At 60.9% G+C, this 20,230-nt stretch carries 13 protein-coding genes; 4 read left to right on the top strand and 9 right to left on the bottom strand.

What is annotated here, in order from left to right; translation table 11 throughout:
- Positions 1-41: 41 nt before the first annotated feature.
- The 8 genes from QWJ34_RS09535 to QWJ34_RS09500 all read right to left on the bottom strand — a co-directional run bounded on the left by QWJ34_RS09535 (position 42) and on the right by QWJ34_RS09500 (position 11,244).
- On the bottom strand, positions 42-227 hold the full coding sequence (locus tag QWJ34_RS09535) for a hypothetical protein (protein ID WP_302727271.1): 186 nt from the start codon (positions 225-227) through the stop codon (positions 42-44).
- Positions 228-553: 326 nt separating this feature from the next.
- Complete coding sequence (locus QWJ34_RS09530) at positions 554-2,395, bottom strand: glycoside hydrolase family 2 protein (protein ID WP_302727270.1); 1,842 nt, start codon at positions 2,393-2,395, stop codon at positions 554-556.
- Between the two features lie 49 nt (positions 2,396-2,444).
- Positions 2,445-3,257 carry a carbohydrate ABC transporter permease gene (locus QWJ34_RS09525; RefSeq protein WP_302727268.1) on the bottom strand — a complete coding sequence of 271 codons (813 nt, stop codon included), beginning with the start codon at positions 3,255-3,257 and terminating at the stop codon, positions 2,445-2,447.
- 37 nt (positions 3,258-3,294) lie between these two features.
- A complete protein-coding gene (locus tag QWJ34_RS09520) occupies positions 3,295-4,260 on the bottom strand; it encodes a carbohydrate ABC transporter permease (RefSeq protein WP_302727266.1) in 966 nt (321 codons plus the stop codon).
- 197 nt (positions 4,261-4,457) lie between these two features.
- On the bottom strand, positions 4,458-5,762 hold the full coding sequence (locus tag QWJ34_RS09515) for an ABC transporter substrate-binding protein (RefSeq protein ID WP_302727264.1): 1,305 nt from the start codon (positions 5,760-5,762) through the stop codon (positions 4,458-4,460).
- Positions 5,763-6,357: 595 nt separating this feature from the next.
- Complete coding sequence (locus tag QWJ34_RS09510) at positions 6,358-7,962, bottom strand: response regulator (RefSeq protein WP_302727262.1); 1,605 nt, start codon at positions 7,960-7,962, stop codon at positions 6,358-6,360.
- Complete coding sequence (locus QWJ34_RS09505; protein ID WP_302727260.1) at positions 7,955-9,916, bottom strand: cache domain-containing sensor histidine kinase; 1,962 nt, start codon at positions 9,914-9,916, stop codon at positions 7,955-7,957. Before QWJ34_RS09505 ends, QWJ34_RS09510 begins: the two co-directional genes overlap by 8 nt.
- 5 nt (positions 9,917-9,921) lie before the next feature.
- Positions 9,922-11,244, bottom strand: coding sequence for an extracellular solute-binding protein (locus QWJ34_RS09500; RefSeq protein WP_302727259.1), 1,323 nt, complete (start codon positions 11,242-11,244; stop codon positions 9,922-9,924).
- Positions 11,245-11,617: 373 nt separating this feature from the next.
- Here QWJ34_RS09500 and QWJ34_RS09495 point away from each other — a divergent pair, with 373 nt between their 5' ends.
- From QWJ34_RS09495 to QWJ34_RS09480, 4 genes are all read left to right on the top strand, one after another.
- Positions 11,618-12,982 carry a family 43 glycosylhydrolase gene (locus QWJ34_RS09495; protein WP_302727257.1) on the top strand — a complete coding sequence of 455 codons (1,365 nt, stop codon included), beginning with the start codon at positions 11,618-11,620 and terminating at the stop codon, positions 12,980-12,982.
- A 297-nt stretch (positions 12,983-13,279) separates the two neighbouring features.
- Complete coding sequence (locus QWJ34_RS09490) at positions 13,280-13,885, top strand: immunoglobulin-like domain-containing protein (RefSeq protein WP_302727256.1); 606 nt, start codon at positions 13,280-13,282, stop codon at positions 13,883-13,885.
- Positions 13,886-14,003: 118 nt separating this feature from the next.
- Positions 14,004-15,635, top strand: coding sequence for a formate--tetrahydrofolate ligase (locus QWJ34_RS09485; protein WP_302727254.1), 1,632 nt, complete (start codon positions 14,004-14,006; stop codon positions 15,633-15,635).
- A 782-nt stretch (positions 15,636-16,417) separates the two neighbouring features.
- Positions 16,418-18,691, top strand: coding sequence for a beta propeller repeat protein (locus QWJ34_RS09480; protein WP_302727253.1), 2,274 nt, complete (start codon positions 16,418-16,420; stop codon positions 18,689-18,691).
- A 249-nt stretch (positions 18,692-18,940) separates the two neighbouring features.
- Here QWJ34_RS09480 and QWJ34_RS09475 read toward each other — a convergent pair whose 3' ends face one another.
- Positions 18,941-19,642, bottom strand: coding sequence for an NAD(P)H-dependent oxidoreductase (locus QWJ34_RS09475; RefSeq protein WP_302727252.1), 702 nt, complete (start codon positions 19,640-19,642; stop codon positions 18,941-18,943).
- Between the last annotated feature and the right edge of the window lie 588 nt (positions 19,643-20,230).

The raw sequence follows: 20,230 nt of genomic DNA, 5'->3' as shown, positions 1-20,230 counted from the left end.
CAAGGTATCTATTCAACCTTGACGCGCTTATATATAACAACTTAATGAAATTGAACGATCTTGTTGCGCGCTTCTTCCTGATAGGTCAGCGGGCTCGGAGTCTGCGGCGTGTGGAGATGACGCGCGGCGGAGAACTCCAATTTCTCATAGTCCGCGTCTCCCGAAGCCATGTCCGCGTGCCGCATGCCGGATACCCAATTTTTAAATTCTTTCAATCCTGCGATCATATTTTCCATCCTCCCTGGATGATGAAACTCTGCAAATTTGATTGGAAATGATTACACTTACATTATATCGGAAACAGGCTTTATCGAAAATAGTGTCCACTCCATAAAAACATGATTTTCCCGTGAACATTATGTGTCAAAAGATATACGGCGTCTTTTTGTATATGTATAACAGATAAATGTATTCCCAAGGAGGACATCGGTAAATTTTAAAATAAAATGAATTCATAAAAAATCCGGTCCCGCCCGGCTTCCGCGCTGTCGAACGCGGAAGCCGGGCAGGAACCGGATCGGGTACATCGTATTCAGGCTGCGCGAACGCCGGCTTACCGCCCGCCTCTTACCACTTTGCGGATCTCCTCCAGCGGAACTTTCGGCGTCCGGTCGTAGGTGACCAGGCCGTTGATCTCCTGCTCCACGTCGGTCAGCTGCGTATAGCAGAAGCCCTGCACGACGCCGGATACCGTCATCGGACGGATGACCGCGCCGAGGCGCTCCAGGAAGTCTTCGTCGTTCTCCGCGCCGGAGTAGCCCCAGCCTTCCTGCTCGGTCTTCTTGTAGGCGATGCCGCCGAATTCCGTCACCAGGATCGGCTGGCCTTCGTAGCCGCTGCCGCCGACGAAGATGCGACGGTTGCCCGGAACGCCGCTTGTGGCTTTTTCCGGCGTCGCATAGCGCTCGTTCAGCACGTCTTCCCTCCACTCGTAATCGTGGACGGCGACGATATCCGTCCGCATCATTTCCCAGCCGTCGTTGTAGATCACGGGGCGGCTGTCGTCGAGCGAACGCGTCAGGTGGTACAGCGTCAGGCCGTGATCCTGCTGGCGTTTGTCGATCTGCACGTTCGGGATGCCCCAGCTTTCGTTCATCGGCACCCAGACGACGATGCACGGATGGTTGTAATCGCGGTCCACCGCTTCCTGCCACTCGCGCGTAAAGCTGCGGACGTACTCTTCCGAATACGCGTAAGCGTTGGCCGCTTCGCCCCACACGAGCAGCCCCATCTTGTCGCACCAGTACAAGAAGCGCGGGTCTTCCATCTTCTGGTGTTTGCGCACGCCGTCGAAGCCCATTTCTTTCGTCAGCTTAATATCGCGCACCAGGTCTTCGTCCGTCGGCGCGGTCAGCACGCCGTCCGGGAAGTAACCCTGGTCCAGCACCAAACGCATATAGTACGGACGATTGTTCAGGTTGATCCGGCCGTCTTCGATCGAAATCTTGCGCATGCCGAAGTAGCTGCTTACCGCATCCACCGTCTCCCCGCCGCGCACCAGCTCAAGCTCCGCGTCGTACAGGCTCGGCTTCTCCGGCGTCCACCAGCGGCCGAGGCCGTGGTCATTGAAGTCGCTCAGTCCGATCGCGCGCGATTCTTCGGCGTTCAGCACCGGGAAGCGTTCTTCCGCGATCAGTTCTCCGTCGAAACGGATGCGCACGACCGCGGTGACGGCTTCTTCCGCCGCAGCGGTTTTGGTTCCCGCCGCGCGTCCGGCGTTGACCGCTTCCCGTGAGAAGAACACCCGCATCCGCACTTCGTTCCGGTCGATATCCGGCGTGAATTTCACTTTGGCGATATGCGCTTCGGCCACCGGCTCCAGCCAGACCGTCTGCCAGATGCCCGTCGTGCGCGTATAAAAGATACTTTCCGAGCCTTCTTTCCAAAACTGCTTGCCCCGGGGCAGCGTCACGTCGCGGCTGAAATCTTCGGCGCGCACCACGATCTCGTTGCCGCCGTCCGCATTCAGCAGGTCGGTCACATCGGCGTGAAACGGCGTGTGTCCGCCTTCGTGCGAAGCCGCCCAGCGTCCGTTGACCCACACGGTCGACGCATAGTCGCACGCCCCGATATGCAGGACGACGCGTTTGTCCGTCCAATCGGACGGGGCGTCGAAGCCGCGGCGGTACCAGACCAGGTCGTGGAAGCCGGGATCGCCGATTCCGCTCAGCCTGCTTTGAAAAGCGAACGGCACCGTAATCCGGCGATCGAACGCCCCGGCGCCCGAATCGTACCAGCGCTCGCGGTCGCCCCGGCGCTCGTCGTCGAACGCGAACTCCCACTCCCCGTTCAGATTCAGCCACTCCGCGCGTTCGAACTGCGGACGCGGATATTCGGGACGGGGCGGCACTCCCGCGCCTTCCGATTGATTTTGGAATACAGATAGATTCGACATAATTCCTCCTAAAAAATAAAGTTGTCCAGATAAAACTTCCACTTCCCGCCTACATTTCCTTCCCGCCGGTGAAAGCGATTCCTTTGATAATCTGCTTCTGGAAAATCAGGAACACGATCAGCACCGGAATCGCGGCCAGCGCGTTCGCGGTCATCGGCAGGGCGTATTCCTGGTTGTACGAACTCTGGAACATCGGCAGGCCGAGCGTGATCGTCATGTAGGCTTTGTCCGAGATGGAGATCAGCGGCCAGACGTAATCGTTCCACGAGCCGATAAACGTAAAGATACCGAGCGCGGCCAGCGCCGGACGCGACAGAGGCAGGAAGATGCGGTACCAGATTTTGAAAAAGCCCGCTCCGTCGATCCGCGCCGCTTCCTCCAGGTCTTTGGGCAGCCCGTCGAAGAATTGTTTGAGGATGAAGATGCCCATCGGGCCGGCGATCGCCGGCAGGATCAGCGACACGCGCGTGCCGAGCAGATGGAAATCGCGCATAAGCAGATACAGCGGGATCAGCGTCGCTTCGGCCGGGATCATCATCGCCGACAGGAACAGGACGAACAGCACCCGGCTGCCGGGAAAACGAATGCGGGAAAACGAATACGCGGCCATCGACGCCAGCATCAGCACAAGAGCGGTGGTGACCGCCGAGACGACCAGACTGTTGCCCATCCAGCCGAAGATCGGAGCCTGGTTCAGCACCGTCCGGTAATTGTCCATCGAGACATGGAAGCCGCCGCCAAACAGATTGCCGCCTTCCGGAGTCAGCGACAGCAGCAGCATCCAGACGATCGGCGTCAGGAACATCACGGCCAGCACCGCCGCCGCGATGCGGACGACATACGGATATATGCGGTCGAGCATGGGAACCCCTCCTATAACCTTGTCAACGCTAAAAGTACTATTCTCCGAGTTTGCGCAGCAGCAGCGTTTGCAGCAGCGAGACCGCCAGAATGACCAGCATGAGCACAAAAGCGATCGCCGAAGCGTAGCCCATCTGGAACGTCTGGAAGCCGTTTTCGTAGATCGAGAACACGACCGTCTTGGTCGCGCCCGCCGGTCCGCCGCCGGTAATCAGCTTGGACTGGCCGAAGATCTTGAACGAAGCGATCGTTTGCAGCACTACGACCAGCACCGTCACGCGCGACAGCGAAGGAAACGTGATATAACGGAACGTCTGCCAGCGGCTCGCCCCTTCCAGGCCGGCCGCTTCGTAGAACGATTCGGGAATGTCCTGGAGTCCGGCGAGGAACAGCACGAACACGAAGCCGATCGTCCACCACAGCGTCGCCATGACGATCGAAGCCCAGGCCAGCGTCGGATCGGCCAGCCAGAAGATCTCGCCGCCCGCAAGCCCGATCCCGCGCAGGATCTTGTTCAGCAGGCCGGTATACGGCTGGAGAAAGATCACCCAGATGCTGGAGATGACGGAGACGGACAGCACGTACGGCATGAAAAAGGATATCCGCAGGAACGATTGTCCTTTGCGAATCCCGTTGACCAGCACCGCCAGCAGCAGGCCGACGCCGGTAATCAGCGGCACGCTGACGACCGTGAACAAGACCGTATTGAACAGATTGGAGCGGAACTCCTCGTCGGCGAACAGATTCGTATAATTTTGCAGCCCGATAAACGTTTTGTCGCCGAGCAGCGACCAGTCGTAGAAGCTGACCCGGAAGCCGTACAGGATCGGGATCAACGAGAACAGCGCAAAGAATATCGTATACGGCAGCACCATCAGGATGCCGGCGGCCCAGCCCTGGCGGTTCAGCGAGCTTTTGGGCGAGCGGGCGCTCGCGCCGGCGCTGCCGGTACCGCCCGCGCTGCCCGGACTGCCGGTATTTCCGGCCAAAGTCTTGGAAGCCATGGTCAAGCAACTCCTCTCGTGTGGATAATGAACGGCGGACGAAGCCGAAGACAAGGCGCCGAAGCGGCCCGATCATCGAGTCTGCGGCGGAAGTTTGCGCGCAAGCGCGCCGGGGCCGATAAAAAAGGGAAGCCTCCGGCGGCACTGCTTGCCCCCGGCCGCTTCCCTGTCGCGCGTTCTTCGCCCGACGCCCGGCGTTACTTGCCCGTCGTCTTGTCGATCGCCGCGTTCGCTTTTTCAAGCGTCGTTTTGGCGTCCTGTTTGCCGGCCATCATTTTCTCGAATTCTTTGACCACGTTGTCGTTAACCTGGCCCTGTTTGTCGTTACGCGGCCAGTATTTGACGAAGTTCGCGGATTCCGCGTAATCGCTGCGGTACGGCATGTCCTTGAACGCCTGCGAATCCAGCACTTTGGTCACGCTCGGGATATGTCCGGCTTTGGCCCACATTTCCCCGTTGTCGGCCAGCCACTTCGCAAAGGTCAGCGCGGCTTTCTGCTTCGCCGGATCTTCTTTGCCATGCTTCGGCAGCGCCAGCGTGTGCGAATCGCCCCATGTCGCCGGCTGGTCGTAAATCTGCGGCATCGGCACGACGCCGAAGTCCAGGCCGTCGATATTTTCAAACGAACCCGTGCTCCACACGCCCGTAATCAGCACGGCGGCGCGTTTGTCCTGGAACAGCTTGACCGCGTCGTCGATCTTCGGCGGAATCAGCCCCGAGGTATACAGGCTGTCCACGTATTCCAGCGCTTGAAGCGCCTGCGGATTGTTCAGCTCGGCTTTGCCGCTCTCGTCGTAGAACTTGCCGCCGTCTTTGAGCTGGTTGTAGAAGCCCCAGAACATCCAGTACGAATCGATGCGGACGCTCGGCTGCGCCAGCGGCGCGACGTCTTTCGGAGCCGCGGCCTTGATCTTGTTCAGGAACTCCGTGAAGCCTTCCGGCGACTTGTCGTAGATCGGATTGCCGTCGTCGCCGAGCACGCCCGCGTCTTTCAGGTAATCTTTGTTGTAGTACATGACGATCGCGTGCGTATCGAGCGGAACGGAATAGTGCTTCTCGTCGTAAACGGTCGAATCGAGAATGGTGGGATTGAATTCGCCCCAGTCGAGTTGGACTTCCGAAGCCAGTTCGTCGAGCGGCGTCACGAATCCGGCCGGAACGAACTGCGGCATGCGCGCGGAGTGCAGCACCGTAAGGTCCGGCGCCTGGTCCGACGCGATCGCCGTTTGCAGCTTGGTGTAGTAGTCTTCCGCTTTGTTGGCGAGCTGTTCCACGCGGATCTCGCTGTTCTCCTGGTTGAACTTGTCGATCATGGCGGTCATGAACTCCCCGTCCCCGCCGCTAAAAGGCGTCCAGAACGAAATCGTCGTTTTCTCGCCGGCGGCCGTCCCTCCGTCGCCGGTATTCGTCGTCGTGCCCGGCCCTCCGGCGGCGCACGCGCTCAAGCCCAGCATCGTCGTCAGCAGCAGCGCGGCCATTTTGAATTTCGGTCTTTGTCTCATCTTGCGGCCTCCCCTTTGTGTATGATCCGTTGCGGATGCTTTGTGCTTCCTGACCGTTTCGCATCTTGTTCACGCTTACATCTTTATCATACGAGCGGGAAGCTCCCGACAAAATGACGCTTCTTTGGACGGAGTGGACATATATTTAGAAATTAACCTGTGGGTTACGGAGTGGGAGGGAGTTGTCGGATAGGCCGGAGGCCGGGGAGAGGAAATTCGGGAATAAAGCGCGGTCGGGCAAATAACGTCGCGGGTACACTTATTTTCGATAGGTGGAAGGTAAATAGACAAATAACTGCACAGGTACACTTATTCTCGCCTTTTTTGTCGTTTGGCAGGCTGTTTGGGCAAAATAAATGTATGTGCGCAGTTATTTCGTCTGATGGGCGGTTGAACGCAAAAATAACGGTATGCGCGCGCTTATTTTCCACGGCCGATTGTTTTGGATTTCGAGCCGGTCATTTCGGATTTCGAAAGGGGGATGCGATGGGTTTAGGCTTCGGACATGCTCGAAAAAGCGAATTCCGGCTTGAACCGGTTCGAATCCCGCCTTCACAGCCGGGAGGTCGTTCGCTGCGCGAAGCGGGATTCGAAATCATACGTTCAACCGCCCGCCGCGAAGGGTTTCGCGGTACTCCTTCGGCGTGCGGCCGGTTTCGGCTTTGAACACGCGGTTGAAGTGGCGGATATTGGAGAAGCCGGTCTCGTAGGCGATGGCGGCGATCTTCTCGTCGCTGCCGAGCAGGCGCTTCGAGGCTTCGCGGATACGCACTTCGGTCAGGATCTCGACGAACGAGCGGCCCAGCCGATTCTTGAACAGGCTGCTCAGGTACGAAGCGTTCAGATAGACCAGCTCGGCCATGCCGCCGAGCGTGATCGGCTCCGCGTAGTGCTCCTCGATATGGCGGACCACCCGGTCCACGGCGTGGACGCTGCCGCCTTCGTCGGACGAGCGCAGCCTGCGGTGCAGCGAGCGCATCAGCTCCGCGCAGTACAGCGCCAGCTCGGTCCGCGAGCTGATCGACAGCGCTTCGCTCAGCGCGCCGCCGATCTCGCGGCCTTCCGGCCAGTCGCCCTGCAGGCCGCGGTCCGCCGCCAGGGCGTAGGCTTCGAGCAGCATCCGGCTGATCTGCTCGTGGATCACGGCCGGGCTCGCGCCGGAGCCGCACAGCGCCTCGACGCCGCCGCGCACCCGCTCGGCCAGTTCGTCCTCGCTTTCTTCCAGCAGGCTGTGCTCCAGCACATGGCGGCTGGTCAGCTGCGTGCGGGCCGCGCCCGGTTCCTGGCGCGGCGGATCTTCGTACAGCAGCACGCGGTTGCCGCCGGCCGTCAGCCGGTAGAGCAGGGCGATCTTCGCCTCGCCGTAAGACTTCGAGATCTCTTCGACGCCGTGCACGCCGCCTCCGACTCCGATCGTGATCGTCAGATCGGCTTCGCGGTGGATCTTCGCCGCGATGCGCTGCGCCAGCGCCGCGATATCCCGGCGCGACGCCTCCGATACCTCGGCGTCCAGCAGCGCTACGACGCTGTCCCCGCGCCGGAAGACGAAGCCGGAGCGCACGCCGGCCAGCGATTCCTCCACGAACTGCCGGATATACAGCGCGAACAAATCCGCCGCCTGGCTTTCGTAGCGCTTGGGCTCGACCGAGTCTTTATCGAGCTCGGCCACCAGGGCGTACACGCCCCGCTCGAACTCGATGCCCGCTCCGCGCAGATCGCCCAGCCGCGCGTGCGGCAGCTCGCCGCGGACGAGCCCGTCCAGCAGCCGGCCGCGTTCTTCCGCCAGCGCCGACGGCTTGGGAGAGGCCGAGCGCTCGCGCTCGTCCAGCTCCTTTTCCACCTGCCTCAGCACTCTGTACAATTCTTCTTTGTCCACCGGCTTCAGCAGATAGTCGCGCGCGCCGAACCGCAGCGAACTCTGCGCATAATGAAAATCGTTGTATCCGCTCAGCACGAAGCAGCGGATCTCCGGGTAACGCTGCCGGATCGTTTCCTGCAGCCCGATTCCGTCCAGTTTGGGCATACGGATATCCGTAATGACCAGATCCGGCCGACAGCGCCCGATCTCTTCCAGCGCTTCCAGTCCGTCTTTGGCTTCCGCGGACACCTCCCAGTTCAGGCCCGACGTTCCGATCAGATGGCGAAGTCCCCTTCGGAAGATCGTTTCGTCGTCGACTACCAGCACTCTGCGTTTATTCATTGCTCCGTCTCCTTTCTTCCTTCCGCGGCTTCGCCGCGCTTTGCTTGATCGTCTCCGGCGGCGCGGCTGCCGAAGGCGACGCTTCGCGTTCCGGCCCCGGCGTTTGCGCCGGCTCGTACTTCCGTGCGTCCGCTTCTATTCCGCCGCGCCCTTGCTCCCGTTCCGCCGCCTCCGCTTCGGCGCCGGCCGGAAGGCCGATCTCCGCTTTGAGCCCACCGAGCTCCGACCGCTCCAGGCGGATGCCGAAGCCCGCGCCGTATTTCAGCGCCAGGCGCCGGTGCACATTGACCAGGCCGTGCCCGCCCGGTCCTTCGGGCAGCAGGCCTTCTTCCATCTTGGCGTTTTGCAGCCGCAGCGCGTCTTCGTCCAGGCCGGGACCGTCGTCTTCGATCGCGATCGACGTCGCATGCGCGTCTCCGCCGATCCGGATCAGGATCTCGATATCGCCGCGCCCCCGTTCCAATCCGTGCACGATCGCGTTCTCCACCAGCGGCTGGAGCGTCAGCCGGATAATCGGCCGTTCCAGCAGACCCGGGCCGGCTTCGATCCGGAACCTGAGCCGTTCCTCGTAGCGGATGCTCTGGATCGCCAGATAACCGCGGATATGCTCCAGTTCCTCGCGGATCGTCACTTCCGCCCGGCCGCCGCCGATGCTGTAGCGCAGCAGCGCGCTCAGGTGGTTGGTCATGCTGACCACCTCGCGGTTGCCTTCGAGCTCCGCGTACATACTGATCGAACCCAGCGTGTTGTACAGAAAATGCGGATTGATCTGGCTTTGCAGCGAAGCGATCTGGGCGTCTTTCTCCCGGATCTCGGTCTCGTACAGCCGGTAGGTCAGCGAGCCGAGCCGCGAGACCATCAGGTTGAACGTGCGGCTGAGATGGCCGATCTCGTCTTCGCTCTCGACCGGGATGGAGATGCCGAACTCGCCCTGCTCCACCCGCTTCATCGAGCGGCGCAGCCGGCTGAGCGGCCGGGTAATCCGCAGCGAATACAGGATCGACGCGAGCACCGACGCGAACAGACAGGCCGCTCCGACCAGGAGCATCTGCCGGTTGACCGTGTCCGCGTCTTTGAGCAGCACGCTCATCGGCACGGCCTGAAGCACGGTCCAGCCCGTGACGGGCGACGTGATATAGGTCATGAGCGCTTCGGAACTTCCGCCGCCGAGCGTTACCGTGCCTTCTCCGCGATAATCGGCCAGCCCGCCGGCCGGTTCGGGAAAGCTCCCGCTCCGGTAGACCTGCTTGCCTTCAAGGTCGATGACCGCGACCGAGCGCTCCCCGCCGCCCGACAGGCTCGCGATGCGGTCGCGCAGATCGCCGGACGGCACATCGATCTTGAAGATGCCCAGCGTTTCCCCGGTTTCCAGGCTGCGGATCACGCGCACGGCCGAGAATACGTCGTAGGTCGAACCGTTGTCGGACAGCATAAGATGCGGACCGAAGAACACGGCTTTGCCCGACGAAGCCCCCTGCGCGAACGACCGCAGATCGGGATCGTAATCTTCGGTAAAGCGGCCCGGACTGTCCGGCGGCTCGATATACGAACGCACCTTTTCCGCCTGAAGCGTGATCCCGATCGTGTCGACCCGGCCGTTGACCCGGATGCGCCGCATAAATTCCTCCAGCAGCTTTCTTTCTTCGTACAAACTGCGCGCCTCGACGCCCCGGCGTTCGAGATAATCGAGCAGGTCGGGCGTTTGATACGGCAGCAGCGTGAGCAGCGCAAGTTCGTTCATATAAATATCGAGATTGTTGCTGAACTCCCGCACGGCGTCGGCCTGATAAGAGCCGACGTTGCGCTGCATCGACTTGGAATAGCCGATGCTGCCCAGCAGCGAGGACAGCAGCAGCGGCACCGCGATCAGGATCAGGTTGATGACGATCAGCTTGAAAGCAAGCCCGCGGTTTTTGCGGAACCGGCTTCTCCAATGCGTTATGCGTTCGCGCATGAGACTCACTCCTCCAGAATCCGGTCGATCGTCGGTTCGAGCCGCTTGAGCATCCCCGCCACCGTCTGCCGTCCGGACCAGATCCGCTCCAGCTCGCCGACAAGCGCGTCGCTCACCCGCCCCTGCCGCGGATTGTCCGGGAAGTACGCCACGTCGTCCGCCGCCGCGGCATAATCGCTCCGGTGGGGCAGCGCGAGAAATTCCGTCGATCGGGCCGCCGCTTCGAAAGCGGGGATATGTCCCGCTTTGGCCCAGACGTCGCCGTGGCGGGTCAGCCAATCGGCGAAGCGCAGCGCGGCCCGGCGCTTGGCCGGATCGGGCTCCGGCTGCGTCGGCAGCGCCAGCGTATGCGCATCGCCCCACGAAGCCGGACGGTCGTAGATCTGCGGCAGCGGCATCACGCCGAAGTCGAGGTCTTCCGCCTGTTCGAACAGCCCGATCGACCAGACGCCGAGAAACAGCGTCGCCGCTTTGCCGCGCGCGAACTGGCTGGTCGCGTCGTTGATATCCGGCGGAATCAGCCCTTTGCGGTACAGCGAATCGACATAGTTCAGCGAGCGCTCGGCCGCCGGCATATCCAGCTCGGCGTGCTTGCCGTCCGCTGTATACAGCGTGCCCCCGCCGTCGATCTGGCTGTACAGCGACCACCACAGCCACAGCGAATCGATGCGCACGTTCGGCACGGCCAGCGGAGCGACGTCGGCCGGCACGCTGCCCTGAAGCTGCTCCAGAAAGTCCGTGAAACCCTGCTCGCCCGGCTCCATTTTCACTTGGCCGTTCTCGTACAGCCCGGCTTTCTCCAGCCATTTCTTGTTGTAATACAGCACGCTGAAATGAGCATCCAGAGGCACGCCGTAATGGTAATTCCCGTTCTCGAACACGGTTCTGCGCAGGATGTTCAGATTGTAACCCGCCCAATCGATCCCCGCCTCTTCCGCCTCGGCCGCTCCGATCTTCGTCAAGAAGCCCGCCGGCACGTACTGCGCGTACTGCGACACATGCACGATCGCGATATCCGGCGCTTCCCCGGTGACGATGGCGGTCGGCAGTTTCGTATAATAATCGTCCAGCTTGTTGTTGTTCATCCGCACAATAACCCCGTCTTGATTCTCGGCGTTGTAGCGGGCGACCAGCGCGTTCATAAACGAGCTGTCCCCTCCGCTGAACGGCGTCCAGAAATCGATCGTTACCGGCTCCTCCGGCGCGGCGGGCGCTTCGTATCCGTTTTTATAGCCGGAAACCAGCCAGATCCCCAGGCCCAGCAGCATCGCGGCCGGCACGATCCACAGCAGCTTTTTGTAACCTTTTCCCCGTTCCCGGCGGCTCATCCCGCTCTCCTCCTTGCTGCCGACTCCGCGCCCTGCCGAACCCGCCGCATGTTCCGCAGGCCCGCGCGCGCTCGTACGACAATTGTAATGCGAAAACCCGCGCAAACGGCGTTTTCTTTCCTTTTCCCAAAATACCGTCCAGACCCAAAGATATGTCCACTCTCCCGCCGCATGGAATCTCTTTCCAAAAATAAGACCGCGGTTCCCAAAAATCCGTCCTGTTCACGTCCGCTTTTTTGCGTTACCTTGTTTATGTACAAGTTCAGGTTGAAATTCGCACTCTTTTGTAAGCGCTTATTTTGTAAAAAAATCGCGAAATCGGAGGGAGATGCAGATGAAGAAACGTTCCTGGATCAAGGGAGGTCTGGCGCTTATGTTAATCAGCACAGTGCTTACCGGCGGAACGGCCCTGGCCGCGCCTACCGTGCAGAACAATTTTTACAACGTGGTGATGCAGGACGGGGCGGACCCGTTTATGTACCGGCACACCGACGGATTTTACTATTTTACCAAAACGACCGGCAATAATGTGACGCTCTGGCGTTCCAGCACGCTGACGGGCGTGGACGCGGGCGATACGCGGGCGATTACCACCGGCGGAAGCGGCGTGTGGGCCCCGGAACTGCATTACATCAACGGCGCCTGGTACATCTACTACGCCAAAGACGACGGCGACAACGCCAACCACCGCATGTACGTAATGCAGAATACTTCCGCCAACCCGATGGAAGGCGCGTGGGTCGACAAAGGCCAGATCACCGATTCCACCAACCGCTGGGCGATCGACGGCACGGTGCTGCAAAGCGGCGGACAGCTGTACTTTATCTGGTCGGGCTGGGAAGAGGGCGTGAACGTGCGGCAGATCCTTTATATCGCGCATATGAGCAACCCGTGGACGATCGATTCGGCGAGAACGGAAATCGCGCGCCCGAGTTACAACTGGGAAACGAACTACTCGCCGAACGTCAACGAAGGTCCGCAGATCCTGGTCAAAGGCGATACGATCAACGTGGTTTACTCCGCCAGCGGCAGTTGGACCGACGACTATTCGCTGGGCCTGCTGACGGCAAAAACGAACAGCAACCTGCTGAATGCGTCCTCCTGGACCAAGCGCAGTACGCAGGTGTTCAAGACCGGGAACGGCGTTTACGGACCGGGGCACGCCAGCTTCACCAAGTCGCCGAACGGCCAGGAAGACTGGATCGTGTACCACGCGGCCAAGCGGCAGGGCTCCGGCTGGGATCGGGAGGTCCGCGCGCAGAAGTTCACTTGGAACGCGGACAATACGCCGAACTTCGGCAGCCCGGTCAACCCGAATCAACCGATTACCCTGCCGGGCGGCGAGCCGCAGCGTACCCGCTACGAAGCGGAAAGCGGACGTTTCGGCGGCACGGCCAAAGTCTCGCAGCACCCGGACAGCTCCGGCGGCGCGAAAGTCGGCTATATCGATACGGACAGCAGCTACGTGGAAGTGGACGTGAACGCGGCGACCAGCGGCACGTACATCCTGTACGCTCGCACCGGCAACGGCACCGCGGGCGGCGCCTGGTCGACGCTGAAGCTGTCCGTGGACGGCGGCGCGGCGAGCGATTTCTACGTGGCGAACCAGGGCTGGGACAACTGGGGCACTTCGACCAGGAAGCTCACGCTGAGCGCGGGCAATCATACGATCCGCTTCGCCAAAGGCACCGGCTACGCCGAGCTGGACGAGTTCGATTTGTTCCGGATCGGGAACTGAATCGGAGCGGATTCGCGCAAAAAACGGCGGACGCCCGAGGCGAGATACGCAGAGCGGATAACAATGAAAAGCGAATTACGGAAAGCGTATGTATGATGGAAAAGCAGATCGGAAACGTTCCGGGCGCGCCCACCGCGCTCGGGGCTTTTTTGGCGTTTGGGGCGCGGCGGATCAGGCGAGTACGGCACGCGATCGGCGGGCGACGGGCAACCTTTTTTCGTTTCGACGCGTTGTTATAGAAAAGGAGCGGGAGCGAAGCGGAGGCCGGCGGTTCGCAGTCCCGGAAGGAGGCGCGCGATGAATTTCATCATACGCATAGCGAGTGAACGGAGAATGAACCGGGCGATCCGCGACGAAAAAAGGCGAAGCAAAAGCGAGACGCCGCGGCGGCCCGGGGTGCTGCGGCGGATTCCGCTTCTGCTGCTCGCGCTGCTGACGCTGCTGGCGGGCTGCGAAGGCGGCGGGCTGCCGGACGATTTCGCCGGCAAGCATTCGCCGGGGAAGTACGGCAATACGACGGACGACGGCTCCACCACGATTATGGGCTGGAGTACCGAAGCGGACGCGGTCTACGCATTGGCGGAACAAGAAGTGTATGGTCCGGACTCCGCGGTTTCTCTTGTCCTGTTCAATACAAGCGAAGAAAACCTGTTCTACGGTATCGATTACCGCATCGAGATGAAGACCGGCGGCGCCTGGACGGACGTGCCGTTCGGGCAGACGGTAGGAATCGATTCGCCGGGAATCCGGCTGGCTCCGAACGAAGTCTGGCGGCAGCAGGTGCAGTTGGAAGACTTCCCGCCCGGCCTGTACCGCTACGCCAAAGACGTCGAGCTTGAAGAAAGCGGCGGCAGGAAGACGGCGTACGGACAGTTCACGGTGAAATCTGCGGATTCGGACTGACCGCCGCCGGTGACAAACCCCGTTGCATCCCCGGCCCCGATCGACGATAATACCCCTGTGCGTATTCATTTAGATTAGATGCGCAAACTCCGAAGGAAGCGGGAGGTACACAACCGGCATGAGACCGATTTACGAAGTGGCCGCGGGAGCCGGCATCGACGAGGAACATCTGGAACTCTACGGCAGGTACAAAGCGAAGCTGAACCCTTCGCTGCTGCATGAACGCAAAGACCGCCCGGACGGCAGGCTGGTGCTGGTCACGGCCGTTAATCCGACGCCGGCGGGCGAAGGCAAAACGCTGACCACGATCGGGCTGGCCCAGGCGCTCTGCGCGCTGGGCACAAACACGGTCGCCGCGCTGCGCGAGCCGTCGCTCGGACCGTGCTTCGGCATGAAAGGCGGCGCGACCGGCGGCGGCCGGGCGCAGATCGTGCCCGCCGAAGACATCAATCTGCACTTTACCGGCGATCTGCACGCGATCTCGTCGGCGCATAATCTGCTGTCGGCGCTGACCGACAACCATATCTACCACGGCAACGCGCTGGAGCTCGATCCCAAGCGGATCGTCTGGAAGCGGGCGGTCGATATGAACGACCGCGGGCTGCGCAGCATCGTGACCGGCCTCGGCGCGGGCAACGGGCTGCCGCAGGAAAGCGGCTTTCTCATCACGTCCGCTTCGGAAGTGATGGCCGTGCTCTGCCTGAGCGAAGACGCCGCCGATCTGAAGGAGCGGCTCGGCCGCATGATCGTCGGCTACAACACAGCCGGCGAAGCCGTCACGGCCGCGGACCTGAACGCGGTCGAGGGCATGGCGATTCTGCTCAAGGACGCGATCAAACCCAATCTCGTCCAGACGCTGGACGGAACGCCGGTCATTGTGCACGGCGGGCCGTTCGCCAATATCGCGCACGGATGCAGCAGCGTGATCGGGACCAAGACGGCGCTCAAGCTCGGCGACGTGGTCGTGACGGAAGCGGGCTTCGGCGCGGAGCTGGGCGCGGAGAAGTTCTTCGATATCAAATGCCGGCAGGCGGGTCTTGCGCCGGACGCGGCGGTGCTCGTCGTCACGGCCAAAGCGCTCAAATACAACGGCGGCGCGCCGGTCAAGGAACTCGGCGCGGAGAATCCCGAAGCGCTGACGGCCGGGCTCGGCAATTTGCGCCGGCATCTGCGCAACTTGAAAATGTTCGGCGTGCCGGTGCTGGTGGCGGTGAACCACTTCGCCGCCGACCGCGAGTCCGAGATCGCACTGATTCTGGACGCCTGCCGGGAGCTCGGCGTGCCGGCCGAGCTGTCGGACGTCTGGGCCGACGGCGCGGCCGGCGGCGAAGCGCTGGCGCGGACGCTGCTGCGGCTGCTGGACGAGCAGCCGGGCGCTTATGCGCCGCTGTACGACGCGGCGCTTCCTCTGCGCGGCAAGATCGAGACGATCGCGACGCGGCTGTACGGCGGCGAAGGCGTATCGTACGCGCCCGGCGCTTCGAAAGCGCTGGCCGAGTTCGAGCGGCTGGGCTTCGGGCATCTGCCGGTGTGCATGGCGAAGACGCCGTACTCCTTCTCCGACCGCCCGTCGCTGCTCGGCGCGCCGGAAGGCTTTACGGTCGGCGTCTCCCGCGTGTCGCTGTCCGCGGGAGCGGGCTTCGTCGTCGTCGAGACGGGCAGCACGATGACGATGCCCGGCCTGCCGAAAGTTCCGGCCGCGGAGCGTATGCAGCTTGAAGCGGACGGGACGATCGAAGGGCTGATGTAAGCGGAAGCCTGTGTGCGCGCGGCGCGGCGCAGAAGGCGGTTCGTTGACGGCAGGCCGTAATTTGCGGCAGGCGATGGTTTGTTGGAGAAGCCGGTCCTTCGTGGAGCCGGCTTTTCGGCTTTACGGAATAGGTGCATTGCAGAAAATCATAGAGTTTCTCTTTATTTCCGCATTGTGCAGGTCACCTTCTAAGGCGCGCCGGAAAATGTGAGCGTGAGGGCAACATTTCCGGCAAAAAAAGAAACTTGGCCGTAAAATGTTGACGTTTGGAACATATTTTGAGGGAAAATCTGCGTTTTTGTCGATTTTCGCGCCAAAATGTATGCGTGAAAGCAACATTTTATCGAATAGTTTGGATTTTTTTGATAAATGTTGCCTTACCGACAACAAGCTCTGCTGCAATACGATAACGCTCCGGCAATCTTGAATATCGGAACCGCCATCAAGCGTCGTAAGGACGCGGTCCCCTTTGTTTTTACACACAACACAAGTACGGACTTGATCCAACTTGGGCTGTGCGGCAGCCGATTTTATATGTTAATTCTGCTCTCCCTTATCTCTTCCGCCCTTTTTCAATATCTGCCTCCCCTCCAATCCGCTTCACACGTCCGCCCCTCGAAGCTCCAGCAGGTTACAAAACTGGAATCTAATATGACAGCCTCCCGGTTGAACCGGACGGCGCAAAACCCGACAATGGGTAAGGCGCATGGAGCGTTTCCGGCGCCCTTTCTATTTTTCTGCCCAAACGGATCATCTTTATCATAACCAAAGGAGCTGACGGTATGATCGGACCGAATGCCAATTCGATATTCGCCCTGCTGGGCGCAAGCCTGCTGATTCTGGGCGGCGCGGGAACGGGATCGACAATCACGACAACGGAAAAAGCGAGTCTGGCGGAGGCGGCCGTACTGCTGACGGCGGCGCAGCCTGCGCAAAAATCCGACGGAGGCGGAGCCGCCGATAAAGCCTCGACAAACTTGTCCGCGCAAAAAGGAACCGCCGGCGCCGCACGATCGGGAGCCTCGTCCAAAACGGCGCAGATGCAGGCGGACGCACAGAATACGTTCGTACAAGACGGCAGCCGGGCATTGGCCGATGCCTCCGCCGTGCCTTCGAGCATCGAGCAGATGCGTTTTCTGAACGGAAAGACAGGCTGGATCGTCCGAGCGGACTCTCCCGTTCCGGATCGCGCCAAGCAGCCGCTGCGCCTGCTGACGACCCGGGACGGCGCGGCAAGCTGGAGCGCGGAACGGACGATGCCCGGTCGTTACGCCGCAGGACTCGACCCGGTCAGCGCCGACAGCGGCTGGGCGCTGGTTTACGACGGCCCCGAAGAGCGCGATCTTACGCCGTACTACACAAGCGCGCGGATCGTACATACGTCGGACGGCGGCCGGACCTGGCAGACCCAGTGGAGCGGGAAAGCCAATTATCAGGACACTTTCCCCGCCCGGAACGACCTGATGATGAGCAGCGCCAAGAACGGCTATGCGATCGTAAACGGCAAACTGCTGACCACGACCGACGGCCGCAGTTGGAAGGCCGCTTCGCTCGGGCAGGAGGGCTTTGTGCCCCAGCACCTGACGCATTCCGGCAGCGGAAACGTCTGGGTATCCGGCGTCATGCCTCCGCGCAAAGGCGCGGTGGACGCGCTTGTCGTCGCGGTGCTGCATACGACCGACGGCGGCAAATCCTGGACCAGGCAGCTGGCCGCCGGACCGGTGGACGAAGAGAACAGCGACAGCAGCCAGCTGCGCAGCGGCGGACTGGACTTTGCCGACGCCAAAAACGGCTTTCTGCTGACGCACGATCCGAGCATGCTGGCGGGCGATCTGTACCGGACGAGCGACGGGGGCAAGACCTGGAAGAAAGCGCAGAGCAAGCTGCGCAGCGGACGCCCGACCCTGACGGCGCTCGATTTCGTCGACGGCCGCAGCGGCTGGATCGCGGCTTCGCCCGGCGCGGGGCCGATCGAAGGCGGATTGATGATGACGAGCGACGGCGGCAAAACGTTCGAAAGCAGTCTGAAAGCGGGCGACGACGTGAGCTTTGCGCAGCATTTTGCGGACGGGAACGGCTATGCGGTCGGTACCCGCAGCGCAGCCGCGGACTACCTTGTGCGGACGGACGACGGCGGACAATCCTGGTCGCCGGTTTATCCGTCCATCCTGCCGGCGCGGGAGATTTCGTTCGTCGACGAACAGGCCGGCTTCGGCCTGGGGACGATCAACGGCGAGAATCGGCTGCTGCGCACCGAAGACGGCGGCCGGACCTGGACGAAAAGCTACAAGTTCGGAGAGCGACAGCGCTTGTACGGGATGGATTTTATCGACCGCAGCGAAGGATGGATCGCCGTTTACTCGACTAACGAGCAGACATTCAAATCAAAGCTTGACCTGCTGCACACCTCCGACGGCGGCAAAAGCTTCGAGACCAGCGCTCTGCCGGCGGGCAAAGATGCAACGGTCGCGAACGACAGGGTGCAGCTTCGCTTCGCCGACCGGCTGCACGGTACGCTTATGTATTCGGACGGACGGAAGGTCGTCATTATGCGAACGGCCGATGGCGGCGTAACCTGGTCGCGCAGCGAGGATGATTTGCAGGCGGAGGTCTTCATGTACGCTCTGCGCGGCGGCAGCGAACTGCAGGGCTTCGAAATGAGCGGACCTGGCGAGGAGACGAGATTTTTCCGCAAAAAAATCGGCAGCGGCGCATGGACGGAATCCGGGCGCTGGAACGGGGAATGGTCCGAGCCGCTTGCCGCCGTTTATCCGGACGCCGACAATGGCTATCTGTTGGCCTTAACGGACTCTTTGAAGCCGGGAGTATCCGCTGAGTACCATCTGCTTGTAACGCAAAACGGCGGCGGCTCATGGACCGATCATCCTTTTGACGCGACGATCGGTCTGGACGAGCAGGATATCCGGATGGACTTTATAGACAATCTGCACGGCTGGATTCTGACCCGCGGCGGCCTGCTGTGCACTGAAGACGGCGGCCGGAACTGGACGCTGGTGAGCGGAGCCGCCGCACAAGCCGCCGGTAAATCGAAATAAAATCGGATCGTACGAAAAGGCGCTGCGGCGGATCGAAGAACAAATCGCGAACAGCGGCAATGAACTGGAATGCGAATCGACGGCACGACAAATAAGCCGGATTCCCGCTCTGCCAGGAGAAGGAAGTCCGGCTTATTCCTCTTTGTTCGGATTGCGTCGCGGAGTCGGCGGAATGCTTCGCTTGCTTACCGACGCTGTGCTCCGCGCCTCATGCCGGGGCGCTTGAAAGCTGATTTATAAACCCGGCACTTACCGCCACTCGACGACTTCGGATTTCTCCCGCCGCGTCTTGGGCGGCGCTTCGCCGGCGCGGCGGCCGAAGGCGGCCATGCAGGCCAGGCCGAAGTGCTCGGCGTCCAGCGCGCCTTCTTCCGTCAGCACGCGCTCCAGCTCGTGCTTGACGAAACCCTCCATCGGGCAGGAGTCGATGCCGATCGCCGCGGCGGCGGTCATCATATTGCCGAGCGCCAGGTACGTCTGGCGGCAGGCCCATTCGAACATGGCCCGCTCGTTTCCCTGGAGCGCAAATCCCGTGCGCAGAAATGCGTCGTATGTCGCGCGCTTCGCCTGCGCAATCTCCGGCGGCAGCTTCTGCACCTCGCTCAGCATGTGCGAGATATAGTCGGAATCCGCGACCATGTCCCGCGGCAGACGCGCCAGCACGAGAATCGCGTGGCTGGCCGAAGCCAGCTGTCGCCGCGCGCCGCCGGCGTGCGGCGCGATTCTGTCGCGCAGCCCGGGGCTCTGCACCACCACGAACTTCCACGGCTCGAAGCCGTACGAACTCGGCGACAGCCGCCCCGCTTCCAGAATAAATTCGAAATCCTCCGGCGCGATCTTATACGCCGGATCGAAATCTTTGACCGCGTGCCGGAATTGATACGCGTCCAGCAGCTGCCGCTTGATCTCCCCGTATTTCCCCGCTTCTTCATGATCCTGGTTGCCCTGCATGGTATGATCCTCCTTCGATTGACTCTCTTTTTACCTTACCCGTTCGACCTTGTTTGTTCCAGCTTTCTTTATTCCGGCATTATGAAGCGCGTCTATAAGGTTGTAGATCCATAAGTACAGCAGTGAATTTTAATATCAACGTCGGGGGACGGGAAAACGAATCTTATTTCGATGGGGGACTGGCGCAGTACATAGGCTGGAGCATTCTGGGCTGGCTGGTTACTGCGGTTACGTCGGGTTTATGCTATCCGCTTGCCGTAGTAATGATTTACAAGTGGAAAGCCGAGCATACCTTTTTCGCCTGATCGATAAAAGAGCGCAGCCCGCAAACTTTTCACGAAACGCAAAGAACCTTCGTCTCCGCGATTCAAGCGGTAACGAAGGTTCTTTTTTAGAAAGCCAGCAGCTTGTCTCACTCAGATAAAGAGTTTTCGTTCGGGTGGATTGCATACGGTTTAGTTGCGATTCACCCGAATCAGTAAATCTATTGGAGACTTTGCCAATGGATCAGGTACGAAGTTTCGCGGCACAACAAGCGAGCCATTTGTGCAAATAGGCATCAAATTCGGCCCATATCCTTTCATATCC

Origin of the sequence: Saccharibacillus sp. CPCC 101409 (assembly GCF_030518235.1) — a bacterium.
Taxonomy (GTDB): domain Bacteria; phylum Bacillota; class Bacilli; order Paenibacillales; family Paenibacillaceae; genus Saccharibacillus.
The sequence above is the reverse complement of the archived record's forward strand: the minus strand, read 5'-3'. Positions and strand labels throughout refer to the sequence as shown.

Coding starts and splice junctions, on each gene's coding strand:
- QWJ34_RS09535 (WP_302727271.1), bottom strand. CDS start 227: ATGATCGCAGGATTGAAAGAATTTAAAAATTGGGTATCCGGCATGCGG.
- QWJ34_RS09530 (WP_302727270.1), bottom strand. CDS start 2,395: ATGTCGAATCTATCTGTATTCCAAAATCAATCGGAAGGCGCGGGAGTG.
- QWJ34_RS09525 (WP_302727268.1), bottom strand. CDS start 3,257: ATGCTCGACCGCATATATCCGTATGTCGTCCGCATCGCGGCGGCGGTG.
- QWJ34_RS09520 (WP_302727266.1), bottom strand. CDS start 4,260: ATGGCTTCCAAGACTTTGGCCGGAAATACCGGCAGTCCGGGCAGCGCG.
- QWJ34_RS09515 (WP_302727264.1), bottom strand. CDS start 5,762: ATGAGACAAAGACCGAAATTCAAAATGGCCGCGCTGCTGCTGACGACG.
- QWJ34_RS09510 (WP_302727262.1), bottom strand. CDS start 7,962: ATGAATAAACGCAGAGTGCTGGTAGTCGACGACGAAACGATCTTCCGA.
- QWJ34_RS09505 (WP_302727260.1), bottom strand. CDS start 9,916: ATGCGCGAACGCATAACGCATTGGAGAAGCCGGTTCCGCAAAAACCGC.
- QWJ34_RS09500 (WP_302727259.1), bottom strand. CDS start 11,244: ATGAGCCGCCGGGAACGGGGAAAAGGTTACAAAAAGCTGCTGTGGATC.
- QWJ34_RS09495 (WP_302727257.1), top strand. CDS start 11,618: ATGTTAATCAGCACAGTGCTTACCGGCGGAACGGCCCTGGCCGCGCCT.
- QWJ34_RS09490 (WP_302727256.1), top strand. CDS start 13,280: ATGAATTTCATCATACGCATAGCGAGTGAACGGAGAATGAACCGGGCG.
- QWJ34_RS09485 (WP_302727254.1), top strand. CDS start 14,004: ATGAGACCGATTTACGAAGTGGCCGCGGGAGCCGGCATCGACGAGGAA.
- QWJ34_RS09480 (WP_302727253.1), top strand. CDS start 16,418: ATGATCGGACCGAATGCCAATTCGATATTCGCCCTGCTGGGCGCAAGC.
- QWJ34_RS09475 (WP_302727252.1), bottom strand. CDS start 19,642: ATGCAGGGCAACCAGGATCATGAAGAAGCGGGGAAATACGGGGAGATC.